Consider the following 13,204-nt stretch of genomic DNA (forward strand, 5'->3'; position numbering starts at 1 on the left):
CCCATGAACGAAAACGCCCGGCCAGAGCCGGGCGTTTTCATTCGGTACCGTTGCCGATCAGAATCCGCAGAAGCAGTACGCCAGCGCCTTCACCGGAGCGCCATTGCCCTTCTCGCGGGCCGCGTTCTCGACGAAGCGCAACTGAGTGTCCACTTCCGGCATCGTGCGTGCCAGCATCATCCGCGCCATCCCCGAATCGGACAGCATCCAGGCACCGGCGCGGCTGCCGGCGAAACCGCTGACGAACTGCGCGAACGGCGTGGCCGCCTTCTCGATGTAGCGCACGCGATAGGCATCGGCCTTGCCCAGCTTGGCGCGGCTGGCCGCATCGGCCACCGCGTCCTTCAGGCCACCGAAGGCGTCGACCAGGCCGCGTTCCTTGGCCTGTGCACCGCTCCACACGCGGCCACGGGCGACCTCGTCCACGGCCTCGACCGGCTTCTTGCGGGCGTCGGCGACACGGCCGGTGAAGTCCGCGTAGCCCTTGTTGATCACCGTCTGGATGACCTGGCCGACGGCGGGGTCCATCGGGCGGGTGACATCGAAGGCGCCGGCGAAGCGGGTGGTGCCGACACCGTCGGTGTGCACACCGATCTTGTCCAGCGCGCGGCTGAAGTTCGGCACCATGCCGAAGATGCCGATCGAACCGGTGATGGTCGACGGATCGGCATAGATGCGATCGGCGTTCATGCTGATCCAGTAGCCACCGGAAGCGGCCAGATCACCCATCGACACCACGACCGGCTTGCCAGCGGCCTGCAGGGCTACCACTTCACGACGGATCTGCTCGGAGGCGAACACTTCACCGCCCGGCGAATCCACCCGCAGCACCACCGACTTCACGTTGTCGTCGTCGCGCGCGGCACGCAGCAGCGCCGAGGTCGACTCGCCACCGATGCGGCCGGCCGGCAGGTCACCGCCACTGATTTCGCCGGCGGCCACCACCACGGCCACCTGCGGACGCGAGTCCACCGGGTTGCGGCGCGCGTCGAGCAGGGCCAGGTAGCGGCCGAAGTCAACGTTGCGGAAACCACCGTCGGCATCCTCGTCGGCCACGCCGCGCTCGATCATCAGATCCTCGAATTCCTCGCGGGTCTTCAGCGCGGTCACCAGCTTCTGCTGCAGGGCGAACTTGGCCAGGTCACCACCGGCGGCAGCGATGCCTTCCGGCAGGGTGTCGATGCCGGCGGCCAGCTGTGCCGGATCCAGGCGGCGGGCCTTGGCGATGTCGCCCAGGTAGCGCTGCCACACGTCGTTCATCCAGAACAGGTCGGCTTCCTTGGAGGCCGGCGACGCCGCGTCGAGCACGTACGGCTCGGCCGCGGACTTGTACTCGCCCACCTTGAACAGGTGCACGTCCACGCCCAGCTTGTCCTGCAGGCCGGTGCGGAAGTACTGGCGGTAGCGGCCGAGGCCTTCGAGCACGACCGAACCCATCGGGTCCAGGTAGACCTCGTCGGCCTGCGCGGCCAGCAGGTACTGCGACTGGCCCATGCTCTCGCTGTAGGCCACCAGCTGCTTGCCGGAGGCGCGCAGGTCCTGCAGCGCGGCGGCCACCTCACGCAGCGAGGCGAAACCGGACGGCTGCAGCTTGTCCAGCTCCAGCACCACGCGCTCGATCTTCTTGTCTTCCTTGGCCGACTCGATCACCCGCAGCAGATCGCGCAGCTGGATCTCCTCGGCGCCGTTGTCACCCACCGCCTTGGCCAGCGCGCGGCTGACCGGGTCGGCGCTGAACTGCTCGACCAGGCGGCCTTCCGGCGCGATCACGAGCGTCGTGCGGTCCTGCAGCGACTTGCTGGCACCGGCACCCATGCCGGCGGCGATGACGAACATCACCAGCAGCAGGAACAGCAGGCCGAAGAACACCAGGTTGAGGATCAACCGGCGGGTGAAGTTCATGACGTCCCACAGCCCGATGAAGAAACTGGCGACGGGGTTGCGACGCGCCGGGGGCAGCGGGGGCACGGGTTGATTCATGGAACGCTCCGGATGGCTTCTTGCCGTGGTACCAGCATAGCCGGTGCCGCGTGATGCAGCATCGGACACAAGTCAGGGGATCGCCCGTCACGGGTGAACGTGGCGGGCGGGAAGATCAGGACAGCGCGGATTGCCCGATGCGCTGGCTGCTGCGGCGCAGGCGCCAGCCCATCAGGATGGCAGCGGCGGTCAAGCCGACGATCAGGCCGATCCACATGCCCTGCGGGCCCATGCCCAGCCCCAGGCCGAGCCCGGCGCCGAGCGGCATGCCCAGGCCCCAGTACGCGAACATGGCGATGAACATCGGCACGCGGGTGTCCTTCAGGCCGCGCAGCGCGCCGGCCGACAGCACCTGGATGCCGTCCGGGAACTGGAAGGTGGCCGCGTACAGCAGCAGGGTCGAGGCCAGGCCGGCCACTGCCAGGTCGTTGGTGTACACACCGACGATGGCATCGTGGCCGAACAGCAGCACCGCCGCCGACAACGTCTGCGTGCCCATGATGATCGCGTAACCGGCCCAGGCCGCACGCCGCACGCCGAAGCCGTCACCACGGCCGACCGCATGGCCGACGCGCACGGTGGTGGCCTCGGCCACGCCCATCGGAATCATGAAGCACAGCTGCGCGACGTTGATCGCGATCTGGTGCGCAGCGGCTTCGTTGGCACCAAGGCGGCCGATCAGCAGCGCGGTGACGATGAACAGGCCGCCCTCCATCAGCACGGTGATGCCGATCGGCAGGCCGGTGCGCAGCAAGTCCCAGATCGCCTTCCAGCGCGGCCCTTCGAAATGCGAGAACAGCTGCAGATGGGCGAAGCGCCTGGTGAACCACAGGTAGGTGGCGAAGGCGATCGCCTGCAGCCACATCATCACCGCCGAGGCGATGCCCAGGCCTTCGGCGCCCATTTCCGGGAAGCCGAGCTTGCCGTTGGCCAGCACATAGCCCATCGGTGCCAGCACCAGCAGGCCACCGAAGCCGAGCAGCATCGTCGGCAGCGTCCAGTGCATGCCTTCACTGAGATAGCGCATGCAGAAGTACAGGGTCAGCGCAGGTCCGCCCCAGCGCACCGCATGCAGGAACGCGGTCGCCCCCGGCACGATGTCCGGCGCGATGCCGAACGACGGCAGCAGCGGCGGCACCACGGTGAGGAAGGTGAACATGATCAGGCCCAGCCCCAAGGCCAGCCACAGTGCCTGGCGGAACAGCGGGCCGATCTCGCGCTCGCGGCCGGCGCCATGCAGCTGCGACACCGAGGCGGTGAGCGAGATCAGGGTGCCGATCGGAATCAGCATCGGCAGCCACAGCAGCGCCGTACCGATGGTGACGGCGGCCAGTGTGGCCGTGGCGTGGTGGCCGGCAATCACGTTGTCGACGAAGGAGATCAGACCGGTGGACACATGGCCCAGCACAAGCGGCAGGGCGAGCAGACCGGTGGCGCCGACTTCCTTGCTGAAGCGCGGCGTGGAGGTTGCAGTAGACATAAGGTGCTTGACGCGAACTGCGGTTGCGCGCGAAGGGCACAGGCACCGGGTTGCGGGCGCCCATCTTACGCGGGCGGCGCGTGCATTCCCATGACATGGCGTGAATGCTGGGTTTCAGCCGCCCCACACAAAAAGGGGACGGAGGGGATTAAGTCGTTTCAGGCCCACTAGTGCCGGATGCGACTTAATCCCCTCCGTCCCCTTTTTTACTGGCCGGCCTGGCGCTTGAGCCAGCTGTCGCGCTCGGCGGCGGGCACGGCGAGGAAAGCGCTGCGCACTGCGTCGCGTTCCTGCGGTGGCGTTCGCTGCGCGACCAGAGTCAGCTGGGCCAGCTGCGCCGGGCTGAGCTGGCGCAGTACGGCCAGCGCGGTCTCGCGCTGTTCCGGCGGCACGAAGCCGAACAAGCCATGCAGCTTGGGGAATTCCAGGCCCAGTTGCGGGCCCAGCCGCCACCCGTCGCGGAACGCCTGGTCCTGGTCGCGGAACTGTTGGCGCAGGCGCTGCTGCTGGTCCGCAGGCAGCGCATTGAATCGCGCAGCCGCCTGGCGGATGCGCTCGCGCTCTCCTTCCGGCAGCGCGCGCCAGGCGGCGTAGTCGGCGCGGCGCTGGCGCTGCTGCTGCGCATCGAGCTGGGCGAAGCCAGAGGGTGCTGCCGTCGACGGTGCTGGCGAAGCCACCGGCGTGGTCGGCGACGTCGGTGGCGGCAACGGCACGTTCAACGATTGCGGCGCGGCAGACAGCGACAACGGCAGGGCCAGCAGCAGGCTGGCGAACACGGACTTATTCATCGGCAGCAGCGGTTTCCAGCGTGGCACTGGCCGGCTCCGGCCGGCTCGGCCTGGATTGCGATTCATCCACCGGCAGCGGGCCGCCCGCGGCAGTCCACGCGTACAGGTCGGCATCGGCAACCAGCGGGTAGTCACGATCGGCCAGCATCGCTGCGTCGTCCGTGGCCTGGGCCGTGGTCGCATCCGGCGTGGCGTTGACCTTGCTGGGTGGCAGGGCTTCCACCGTCACCGGACCGGCTTCGCCCACCACCCCCTCCGGCAGCGGTGCATCACTGCCGAAGGAATGCCCCTGCCAGTGGCGCCAGCCCAGCGCTGCGGCCAACAGTATCGCCACGGTCGCCAGCAGGATCAGCGGACCGCGCCAACGTGGCTTGGCGTTCGTGCGACGGCGCTTGCCATTGGCGGCCGCCCGCTCATCGCGCTGCGGTGCGCGCCAGCTCGGGGTCGGGGCTTCATTGTGGGCGGTCGCGGCGGCGGGTTGCTGCAGCTGCTGCAGGCGCGCGGCCGGCAACTCACGGATACGCGCCTGCACCTGTTCGGCCAACTGGCGCCAGGCCGAGGCATCCGGCTGGCCGTGGGCATCACGCGGGCAGGCGTCGGCCAGCAGGTGCTGGTAGCCGGCCTCGTCCTGGTCGAGCACGCGCATGGCGATGCCCTCGTCCAGGCTGCCACCCACCCGCAGCAGCAGCGCAAGGCGCGGCAGCGGCGGCATCGCGCCCAGCACGGCCAACGGCGGCAGCCACTGCCCGCCCACCGGCTCGCGCAGCGCCTGGCGCTGGCCCAGAAGGGTCCAGAAGCGGGTCGGCCACTGCGCCATCGGCAGGTCGCTGGCCACTGCGGCAAAGGCGCGCATCACCGCCACCAGGGTCTGCTCGGCACGCGCGGCATCGCCGCACTGCAGTTCAGCGACCACCAGGGCACGGCGCTCGACGCCACGCAGGAACGCCGACAGCGCGCCGGCCGCGGTCGAGGAAACAGGGGCGGGCACAGCCGTCATCGGTCACTCCAAAGGTCTGCCGGCATGATAGCGGCAGGCCATCGACGCCCGTAGGACTTGCGCCCACAGGCACTTCGTGCTGCAGGTTGTGCACAGCACCACGCCCCCTCCGGCGAAAACTGTGGCTTCGGGCTGAATTCACTCTGTTTCAGCATTGTTTCACACTTAAGATATTGATTTTATTGCCTTTTGTTGTGTGGCGATTTTTTGACCAACCCAAGCGTGAGGCCGTCGCCATCGGCCTTCTACGTTTCCGATGGCCGTTAACGCACAACGTTATCCACAGAACATGTGGATAAGACTGAATCTCCAATGGACACCGATATTTAGGTGACATTTATGATTCAACGGGCGCCGCCCCGCCGCTCCCGCTGCTGCCGCTCGCGCGCGCATGGCCCGTTACACTGGCCCGATGCTTTCACCGATTCCGACCCTGCAGGTCGCCCTGCCTGTCCCCCTGCCCCGCCTGTTCGACTACCTGTCGCCGGAGGGCGATGCACCGGCGGTCGCGGTCGGCTGCCGCCTGAAGGTGCCGTTCGGCAACCGGGAGCTGGTCGGTGTGGTGGTGGGGCACGGCCAGACCGACGACGGCCAGGGACTGCGCCAGGCCCTGGCCTGGTGCGACCCGCAGCCGCTGCTGCAGGGGGAACTGTGGCAGAGCCTGCAATGGCTGGCGCGCTACACCCATGCGCCACTGGGCGAGGTGCTGAGCACCGCCCTGCCCGGCCCGCTGCGCCATGGCGAGGTCCTGCCCGACACACACCACTGGGGTTGGCAGCTGACCACCGAAGGCCACGCCCAGCGTGAAAAGCTGCGCGCCGGCAGCCGTCCACGGCAACTGGCCGAGCTGCTGGCCGAAGCCATCGTGGATGAGGACGTGCTGGGCGAACGCATGCAGGACTGGCGCACCGCCGCGCGCAGCCTGGCCAAGCGCGGGCTGGCCGAGCGGGTTGCGCTGAGCGTGGCCCCCCAACACGCGCAGCCACTGCCCGGTCCCACGCTCAACCCGGACCAGGCCGAGGCGGTGGCCGCGATCAATGCCGCCGACGGCTTCCGGCCGTTCCTGCTGGATGGCGTGACCGGCAGCGGCAAGACCGAGGTCTACCTGCAGGCGATCATCCATTGCCTGGCGCAGGGCAGGCAGGCGCTGGTGCTGGTGCCGGAAATCGGCCTGACCCCGCAGACCCTGGCACGCTTCCGTGGCCGCCTCGGCATCGCCGTGCATGCGCTGCACTCGGGGTTGAACGACAACGAGCGCGCGCGCGTCTGGGCAGCGGCCTCACGCGGCGAAGCGCGCGTCATCGTCGGCACCCGCTCAGCGGTGTTCACGCCGCTGCCCCAGGCCGGCCTGCTGATCGTCGACGAGGAACACGACGGCAGCTACAAGCAGCAGGACGGCATCCGTTACCACGCGCGCGATTTCGCCCTGGTCCGGGCCAAGTCGCTGGGCGTTCCGGTGTTGCTGGGCAGTGCCACGCCCTCGCTGGAAACCCTGCACAACGCCTACGCCGGGCGTTACACCCACCTGCGCCTGAAACAGCGCGCCGGCGATGCGCGGCCACCGCGCGTGCGCATCCTCGATGTACGCAAGCGCCCGCTGCATGACGGCCTCTCGGCCGATGTGCTGGCCGGCATCGGGGAGCATCTGCAGCGTGGCCAGCAGGTGCTGGTGTTCAAGAACCGCCGCGGCTACGCACCGGTGCTGCTGTGCCACGACTGCGGCTGGACCGCGCCATGCCAGCGCTGCGATGCGCCGATGACCGTGCATGGTGGCGGTCGTCGCCTGCAGTGCCACCACTGCGGCGCGCTGCAACCGGCGCCGCTGGCATGTCCGGCCTGCGGCAGCCTGGCACTGCAACCGCAGGGCATCGGTACCGAACGCCTGGAAGAACATCTCACTGCGGCCTTCGCCGACTTCCCGGTGGTGCGCATCGACCGCGGCACCACCTCACGGCGCGACGCGCTGGAACAGCAGCTGGCGAAACTGGGCGACCAGCCCGGCATCCTGGTCGGCACGCAGATCCTGGCCAAGGGCCACGACCTGCCCAAGCTGACCCTGGTGGTGGTGGTGGGTATCGATGAGGGCCTGTTCTCGGCCGACTTCCGCGCCAGCGAAAAACTGGCGCAGCAGCTGATCCAGGTGGCCGGCCGCGCGGGACGTGCGCGCGACCCGGGCGAGGTCTGGCTGCAGACCCATCACCCCGGGCACCCGCTGCTGGAAACCCTGGTGAGCGGTGGCTACCATCCGTTCGCGCAAGCCGAGTTGAACCAGCGCCAGGCGGCCGGATTCCCGCCCTTCGCGCATCTGGCGCTGATGCGCGCCGAAGCGCAGCAGGTGGAGCATGCCAATGCATTCCTGCTGGCAGCCCGGCACCTGCTGGGCGAACAGAACGTGGTCGAGGCCTACGGGCCGATGCCGGCGCCGATGCCGCGGCGGGCCGGTTACCAGCGCACGCAGCTGCTGCTGTCTGCCCTGCAGCGGCCGCCGCTGCATGGCGTGCTTTCGCAACTGGTTCCGCAGCTGTACGCGCTGCCGGAAGCACGCAAGGTGCGCTGGTCGCTGGATGTGGATCCAACGGATCTTTATTGAGGGGTCAGAGCCCACCCGTCGGGTGGGATCCGACCCCGATGCCCTGGGGTCGGATCCCTTTTCGCAGAAAAGGGCTCTGACCCCGGACGCCTTCGCTTACGTCAGCGGCGACATCACGCCGCGCTGGTAGGCCGGTCGCTCACGCAGGCGCGCATACCACTCGGCCAGGTGCGGCAGGTCCGGGCGCTGGATCGGCAGTTCATACCAGGCGTACACCAGCGAGCCGAGCGGAATGTCGCCCATCGCGAACGTCCCGCCCGACAGCCATGGCTGCGTGGCCAGGGTGGCATCGGCCATCGCCAGGTAGTCACCGGCACGGACGATGGCCGCGCTGATGCGCGCTTCGTCACGGTCGGCCGGCGCGGTGCGCATGATGCCCCAGACCAGGTCGCTGTACAGCGGCGCCATCCGCGAGGTGCTCCAGTCCATCCACTTTTCGGCCTGCGCGCGCTCCATCGGGTCCTCGGCGTACAGCGTGCCCAGCGCATAGCGCGCGCTCAGGTAACGCACGATGGTGTTCGATTCCCACAGCGGCAGGCCGTGGTCCTCGATCACCGGCACCAGGCCGTTGGGATTCATCGCCTGGTACTCCGGCGTCTGCGTGCCGCCATGGCTGCCGCCGACTTCGATGGATTCGTACGGCAGGCCGATCTCCTCGGCACACCACAGCACCTTGCGGACGTTGCTGGAATTGCGGCGGCCCCAGATCTTCAACATGCGGGTTTTCCTTGCTGGCAATGCGAGCGGCAACGATACGCCTGATTGGAGTGGAGATGTGCGTGCCGGATGCGGGATCGGGCGCCTGCGCGCTGCCGGCCGGCGGCCGGCACTACCGGTTCTTTTTTGGCAGCGCGCGCACGTAGGACGACTTGCCGTCCTTCTTCAGCTCGAACAGGCCAATCGCCGCCAGCAGATCGCTGAGTTTGCCGTAGCCATAGTTGCGCGGATCGAACGAGGCCTGGTTGCCGATCTGGCTGCCGACCGGCCCCAGGTGCGACCAGCCATCCTCGCCCTCGGCCGAGGACACCGCGCGGCGCAGCATCTTCACCAGCCGGGTGTCGCTGCGCATCTCCGCCCCGCTCTTGCGCGGGCGTGCATCATCATTGGCGACGGGCTCGTTCGATGCCTGTTCGCTCGATGCCTGCTCGGCATCCGGCACGCTGGCGTGGGTCTGGCCCAGCGCTTCCAGGTAGGTGAACTTCGAGCACGCGTTGACGAACGGTTCCGGCGTCTTCTTTTCGCCGAAGCCATACACCTTCACGCCGTCGGTCAGCAGGCGCATCACCATCGGGGTGAAATCGGCATCGCTCGACACGATGGCGAAGCCATCAAGGTTGCGCGCGTACAGCAGGTCCATGGCATCGATCACCATCGCCATGTCCGACGCATTCTTGCCCTTGCTGTAGGCGAACTGCTGGATCGGGCGGATCGCGTATTCGTGCAGCACCGCTTCCCAGCCCTTCAACCGCGGGCTCTTCCAGTTGCCGTAGGCACGGCGCACGTTGGCCACGCCATAGCGGGCGACTTCGGCCAGGACCTCGTCGATCTTCGAGGCCGGCGCATTGTCGGCATCGATCAACAGGGCGATGCGCTTTTCCGGTTCGCTCATGGATTCCTCGCGGGCGGTTGCCTGAACCCGAGTATCGCCGATCCACCCAGGCGCTGACGTGACAGGTGGCCGCCGTGCGAAGATGCCAGGCGCTTCCCCCAATGCCCCCACTGGAGTGAGTCGATGAGTCGCGAGCGCGTTCCCCACCTGGTCGTTGTCGGCGGCGGTTTTGCCGGTCTCTGGGCCACCCGTGCCCTGGCCCGCGAGCGCATACGCATCACCCTGGTCGACCGCCGCAACCATCACCTGTTCCAGCCGCTGCTGTACCAGGTGGCCACCGCCGGCCTGTCCGCGCCGGATATCGCCGCACCGCTGCGCCACATCCTCGGCCACCAGCGCAACGTGGAAGTCCGCCTCGGCGAAGTGGTCGCCATCGACAAGCAGGCACGGCAGATCGGCATGGCCGATGGCAGCACGCTGGACTACGACAGCCTGCTGCTGGCCACCGGCGCTACCCACGCCTACTTCGGCAACGACCAGTGGGCCGATGATGCCCCTGGCCTGAAAACGCTGGACGATGCCATTGCACTGCGCCGCAAGCTGCTGCTGGCGTTCGAACGCGCCGAGGCCGAACCGGACCCGGCCAGGAAGGCGGCGTGGCTGAGTTTCGCCATCGTCGGTGGTGGTCCCACCGGCGTCGAACTGGCCGGCACGCTGGCCGAGATCGCGCGCCACACGCTGCGCAACGAATTCCGCCACATCGATCCGGCCAGCGCCAAGGTGCGGCTGGTCGAGGCTGGGCCGCGCGTGCTGTCCTCGTTCCCGGAAGTGCTTTCGCTGAAGGCGCGCCGCCAGCTGGAAAAGCTGGGCGTGGAAGTGCTGACCGGTATCCCGGTGAGCGACATCGACAGCCAGGGCTTCAAGCTCGGTGAGCAGTTCGTGCCGGCCCGCACCGTGGTCTGGGCCGCCGGCGTGGCCGCTTCACCACTGGCGCGCACGCTGGACGTGCCGCTGGACCGCGCCGGCCGCGTGCAGGTGCAGCCGGACCTGACCCTGCCCGATCACCCGGAGCTGTTCGTGGCCGGCGACCTGGCCGCACTGAGCCAGGCCGACGGCAAGCCGGTTCCCGGCGTGGCGCCCGCAGCCAAGCAGATGGGCAAGTACGTGGCCGAGGTGGTCCGTGCACGCCTGCACGGCAAGCCCGAGCCCGGTCCGTTCAAGTACGCCGACTACGGCAACCTGGCCACCATTGGCCGCATGGCCGCGATCGTGCACCTGGGCCGGCTGCAGCTCTCCGGCGTGCTGGCCTGGTGGTTCTGGCTGGCCGCGCACGTGTTCTTCCTGATCGGCTTCCGCAACCGCATCGTGGTGCTGCTGAACTGGGCGGTCGCGTACTGGAGCTACCAGCGCAGCGCGCGCATCATCTTCGGTGATGATCAGGACGACCGGCGGCCGAAGCGCTAGGGCTTCCCGGGGCCTTTCCAGGGGTCAGGGCCCTTTCCGCCGGAATGGGACCCGACGCCGGCTACCGCATCCGCGCATGACGTGGATCTACTTCCGGCAGAAGTCCTCCTTCCTCGCGGTGTCCGCAATCTGCGCGGTACTCCAATGCCGGGTGATCCAGATCGCCAACGCGGTGCTGCTGAGATGCCAGCGCAGCATGCCGCGCCGAGGTTGCCGCCACAGGTGGCGCCGGGCAATCCAGAAGGCCTCCCGCTCCACTTCAGGCACCTTGTTCTTCATCCCGTCCTTGTCGAAGAACTGGGCGGTGAAGCGCCAGGGGTTCATCGGCTGGTATCCCGCCCGTGGCTCACCGCTGCACGCAGCCACGCCACTGGGCGCGCGGTCGGCCGGCTTCGGCCGACCGTCCACCAATGCCAGCCCGAGCAGATACAGCAGGCCAGGCAGCAGCGCGATGCCGGCGACCAGCACGACGACGGAGATCCATGCGTTGCCGGCGGCACGCATCGCTCAGTGCGCCTTCGGTTTCGGGTACCACAGTGCGTTGACGATGACCCAGCGCTGGTCGAAACGCCCCATGTGGAAGTAGTCGACGAACCACGGGGTTTCCAGCCGCACCGAGGCCGCGTTGCCGGTCACGTCCAGCACCGTGCAGCGGCGATCCCATTGATCCTTCGGGGTCTTCAGCGCGCCCTGTTTCGTCAACGAGACCAGCTCTTCCTTCGACATCCGGCGCAGGCCCAGGCGCTCGTCGGGTGTATCGCCGAGCACAGCGCGCTTGGCCAGGTCCGGATGCAGGGAACGGGCGACGCGCTGCGGGTCGGCCTCCAGCTGGCCATCGACGTAGTCGTGGCAGGTGGCTTCGATGGCCGCGATCGTGGCGGCGTCGGCGGCAGGGCTCGTTGATGCGGAAAGCGCGAACAGCAGGGCAATCGTGGACATCCGGGTCTCCGGCTCTGGGCGCGGGGCGATCATCGCATGGGCCGGGTAGCCCATCCACGCAGGGCGTGGATCTACTGTAGAGCCGAGCCCGTGCTCGGCTCCCGCATCGGGCAGACGGAACAACAGCCGAGCGTGGGCTCGGCTCTACAGAAGCGCAGGATCCGTTGCCTGCAGCCAGGCCAGCTTGCGTTCGCGGGGCTGCTGCTTGAGTTGCCACTCGGCCCGCGAGGCGGCGGCCCGGTCCGGGTATTTGCGCACGGCCAGCACGCGCAGCGGCGGCCGGGCCCGGGTGTAGCGCGCGCCCTTGCCGGCCTGGTGGGCGGCGAAACGCGCCTCCACATCGGTGCTGATGCCGGCGTAATAGCTGCCATCGCGGCATTCGAGCAGGTACAGGAACCACGGGCGGACGGACGAGGCCATGCCTGGATTATGCCGTGCTGCACTGCAGCGGATATACTGGCACCCGAATGCAGGAGAGAGGCGCCGCGCTGGCGCCCGCCGAAGGCGCAGGCTCCCATGATCGCTCAGGCCGGTGGGCTGGAATCCCACCAACCATGCATTCGACTCGCCGAGCTGGAGAGAGGTCACCGGGCATGCCCGGGACGATCCGCCGAAGGGGCACGCGGCCCATGCCGCTGAACTCTCAGGCAAAAGGACAGCGGGAGCGGCACCGGTCATCGTCATCCCGTCATTGCGCAGGCAGTGGCGGCGGTCGCGCATGGCCGGCCCCACCGCGCCCGGAGCCTGTCCCATGCTGCTGTCCATCATCTACCTGATCGCCATTTCCGCCGAAGCCATGACCGGCGCACTGTCCGCCGGCCGCCGCCGCATGGACCTGTTCGGCGTGGTCATGATCGCCTGCGTCACCGCCCTCGGTGGCGGCTCGCTGCGCGACATCCTGCTCGGCCACTATCCGCTGGGCTGGGTGAAGCATCCCGAGTACCTGGGCTTCACCGTATGCGCGGCGCTGATCGCCACCTGGGTGGCGCGCTGGATGCATCACTTCCGCCGCACCTTCCTGGTGCTCGACGGGCTGGGCCTGATCGCCTTCACCCTGATCGGCTGCTCGATCGCGCGCGAAGCCGGCCATGCAATGCCGATCGTGCTGATCGCCGGCATGCTGACCGGCGCGTTCGGCGGGGTGCTGCGCGACATCCTCTGCAACGAGGTGCCACTCATCTTCCAGAAGGAGCTGTACGCGATCATCGCGCTGCTGACCGGCGCGGCCTATCTGTTGCTGCTGCACTGGGGCGTGGCCGATGCCACCGCGATCCTGTGCTGCCTCGGCGGCGGCTTCGCGTTGCGCCTGCTGGCGATCCACTACCGCTGGGAAATGCCGAAGTTCGTGTACCACGACGAAGTGCATTGAGCCTCTTCGTAAAGTCGAGCCATGCTCGACTGCTCTTTGCAGCAAACC

The 13,204-nt window shown here is 68.3% G+C and carries 12 protein-coding genes and 2 riboswitches; of the genes, 3 read left to right on the top strand and 9 right to left on the bottom strand.

Annotated elements, in window-relative coordinates; genetic code table 11:
- Positions 1-57: 57 nt before the first annotated feature.
- The 4 genes from sppA to AC5P7A_RS09260 form a co-directional block, all read right to left on the bottom strand.
- Positions 58-1,980 (bottom strand): signal peptide peptidase SppA, encoded by a 1,923-nt coding sequence (sppA, locus tag AC5P7A_RS09245; RefSeq protein WP_032958263.1) that lies wholly within the window; start codon positions 1,978-1,980, stop codon positions 58-60.
- A gap of 115 nt (positions 1,981-2,095) precedes the next feature.
- On the bottom strand, positions 2,096-3,460 hold the full coding sequence (locus AC5P7A_RS09250; protein ID WP_046432753.1) for an MATE family efflux transporter: 1,365 nt from the start codon (positions 3,458-3,460) through the stop codon (positions 2,096-2,098).
- A 206-nt stretch (positions 3,461-3,666) separates the two neighbouring features.
- A complete protein-coding gene (locus tag AC5P7A_RS09255; protein WP_134809344.1) occupies positions 3,667-4,248 on the bottom strand; it encodes a DUF3106 domain-containing protein in 582 nt (193 codons plus the stop codon).
- The gene (locus tag AC5P7A_RS09260) at positions 4,241-5,245 is read right to left on the bottom strand and encodes a hypothetical protein (protein ID WP_014648577.1); all 1,005 of its coding nucleotides are present in this window, start codon (positions 5,243-5,245) and stop codon (positions 4,241-4,243) included. Before AC5P7A_RS09260 ends, AC5P7A_RS09255 begins: the two co-directional genes overlap by 8 nt.
- A gap of 412 nt (positions 5,246-5,657) precedes the next feature.
- On the opposite strand from AC5P7A_RS09260, the gene AC5P7A_RS09265 reads away from it, so the two are divergent.
- On the top strand, positions 5,658-7,835 hold the full coding sequence (locus AC5P7A_RS09265; protein WP_495220113.1) for a primosomal protein N': 2,178 nt from the start codon (positions 5,658-5,660) through the stop codon (positions 7,833-7,835).
- A 96-nt stretch (positions 7,836-7,931) separates the two neighbouring features.
- Here the strand turns inward: AC5P7A_RS09265 and AC5P7A_RS09270 are convergent, their stop codons facing one another.
- Entirely contained in the window at positions 7,932-8,552 is a 621-nt protein-coding gene (locus AC5P7A_RS09270; RefSeq protein WP_014648579.1) for a glutathione S-transferase family protein, read from the bottom strand.
- Positions 8,553-8,664: 112 nt separating this feature from the next.
- Entirely contained in the window at positions 8,665-9,444 is a 780-nt protein-coding gene (locus AC5P7A_RS09275; protein WP_014648580.1) for an NYN domain-containing protein, read from the bottom strand.
- Positions 9,445-9,567: 123 nt separating this feature from the next.
- Between AC5P7A_RS09275 and AC5P7A_RS09280 the strand changes: the two genes are divergently transcribed.
- Positions 9,568-10,848 (top strand): NAD(P)/FAD-dependent oxidoreductase, encoded by a 1,281-nt coding sequence (locus AC5P7A_RS09280; protein WP_227863670.1) that lies wholly within the window; start codon positions 9,568-9,570, stop codon positions 10,846-10,848.
- A gap of 87 nt (positions 10,849-10,935) precedes the next feature.
- Here the strand turns inward: AC5P7A_RS09280 and AC5P7A_RS09285 are convergent, their stop codons facing one another.
- The 3 genes from AC5P7A_RS09285 to AC5P7A_RS09295 form a co-directional block, all read right to left on the bottom strand.
- Positions 10,936-11,352 carry a hypothetical protein gene (locus AC5P7A_RS09285; RefSeq protein WP_049408667.1) on the bottom strand — a complete coding sequence of 139 codons (417 nt, stop codon included), beginning with the start codon at positions 11,350-11,352 and terminating at the stop codon, positions 10,936-10,938.
- Between the two features lie 3 nt (positions 11,353-11,355).
- On the bottom strand, positions 11,356-11,787 hold the full coding sequence (locus tag AC5P7A_RS09290) for a nuclear transport factor 2 family protein (protein WP_227863671.1): 432 nt from the start codon (positions 11,785-11,787) through the stop codon (positions 11,356-11,358).
- A gap of 144 nt (positions 11,788-11,931) precedes the next feature.
- The gene (locus AC5P7A_RS09295; RefSeq protein ID WP_495220079.1) at positions 11,932-12,207 is read right to left on the bottom strand and encodes a GIY-YIG nuclease family protein; all 276 of its coding nucleotides are present in this window, start codon (positions 12,205-12,207) and stop codon (positions 11,932-11,934) included.
- Positions 12,208-12,247: 40 nt separating this feature from the next.
- Positions 12,248-12,337: riboswitch (glycine riboswitch) on the top strand.
- A gap of 13 nt (positions 12,338-12,350) precedes the next feature.
- Positions 12,351-12,456: riboswitch (glycine riboswitch) on the top strand.
- 82 nt (positions 12,457-12,538) lie between these two features.
- On the opposite strand from AC5P7A_RS09295, the gene AC5P7A_RS09300 reads away from it, so the two are divergent.
- The gene (locus AC5P7A_RS09300; protein ID WP_005411215.1) at positions 12,539-13,156 is read left to right on the top strand and encodes a trimeric intracellular cation channel family protein; all 618 of its coding nucleotides are present in this window, start codon (positions 12,539-12,541) and stop codon (positions 13,154-13,156) included.
- Positions 13,157-13,204 lie beyond the last annotated feature (48 nt).

The sequence above is a fragment of the Stenotrophomonas sp. YJH_SMC_65 genome, assembly GCF_059369475.1.

What these genes read in the sequence shown, in the direction of transcription:
- AC5P7A_RS09290 (WP_227863671.1), bottom strand. Translation starts at nt 11,787, where the DNA reads ATGTCCACGATTGCCCTGCTGTTCGCGCTTTCCGCATCAACGAGCCCT.
- AC5P7A_RS09250 (WP_046432753.1), bottom strand. Translation starts at nt 3,460, where the DNA reads ATGTCTACTGCAACCTCCACGCCGCGCTTCAGCAAGGAAGTCGGCGCC.
- AC5P7A_RS09265 (WP_495220113.1), top strand. Translation starts at nt 5,658, where the DNA reads ATGCTTTCACCGATTCCGACCCTGCAGGTCGCCCTGCCTGTCCCCCTG.
- sppA (WP_032958263.1), bottom strand. Translation starts at nt 1,980, where the DNA reads ATGAATCAACCCGTGCCCCCGCTGCCCCCGGCGCGTCGCAACCCCGTC.
- AC5P7A_RS09300 (WP_005411215.1), top strand. Translation starts at nt 12,539, where the DNA reads ATGCTGCTGTCCATCATCTACCTGATCGCCATTTCCGCCGAAGCCATG.
- AC5P7A_RS09275 (WP_014648580.1), bottom strand. Translation starts at nt 9,444, where the DNA reads ATGAGCGAACCGGAAAAGCGCATCGCCCTGTTGATCGATGCCGACAAT.
- AC5P7A_RS09270 (WP_014648579.1), bottom strand. Translation starts at nt 8,552, where the DNA reads ATGTTGAAGATCTGGGGCCGCCGCAATTCCAGCAACGTCCGCAAGGTG.
- AC5P7A_RS09280 (WP_227863670.1), top strand. Translation starts at nt 9,568, where the DNA reads ATGAGTCGCGAGCGCGTTCCCCACCTGGTCGTTGTCGGCGGCGGTTTT.
- AC5P7A_RS09295 (WP_495220079.1), bottom strand. Translation starts at nt 12,207, where the DNA reads ATGGCCTCGTCCGTCCGCCCGTGGTTCCTGTACCTGCTCGAATGCCGC.
- AC5P7A_RS09255 (WP_134809344.1), bottom strand. Translation starts at nt 4,248, where the DNA reads ATGAATAAGTCCGTGTTCGCCAGCCTGCTGCTGGCCCTGCCGTTGTCG.
- AC5P7A_RS09260 (WP_014648577.1), bottom strand. Translation starts at nt 5,245, where the DNA reads ATGACGGCTGTGCCCGCCCCTGTTTCCTCGACCGCGGCCGGCGCGCTG.
- AC5P7A_RS09285 (WP_049408667.1), bottom strand. Translation starts at nt 11,352, where the DNA reads ATGCGTGCCGCCGGCAACGCATGGATCTCCGTCGTCGTGCTGGTCGCC.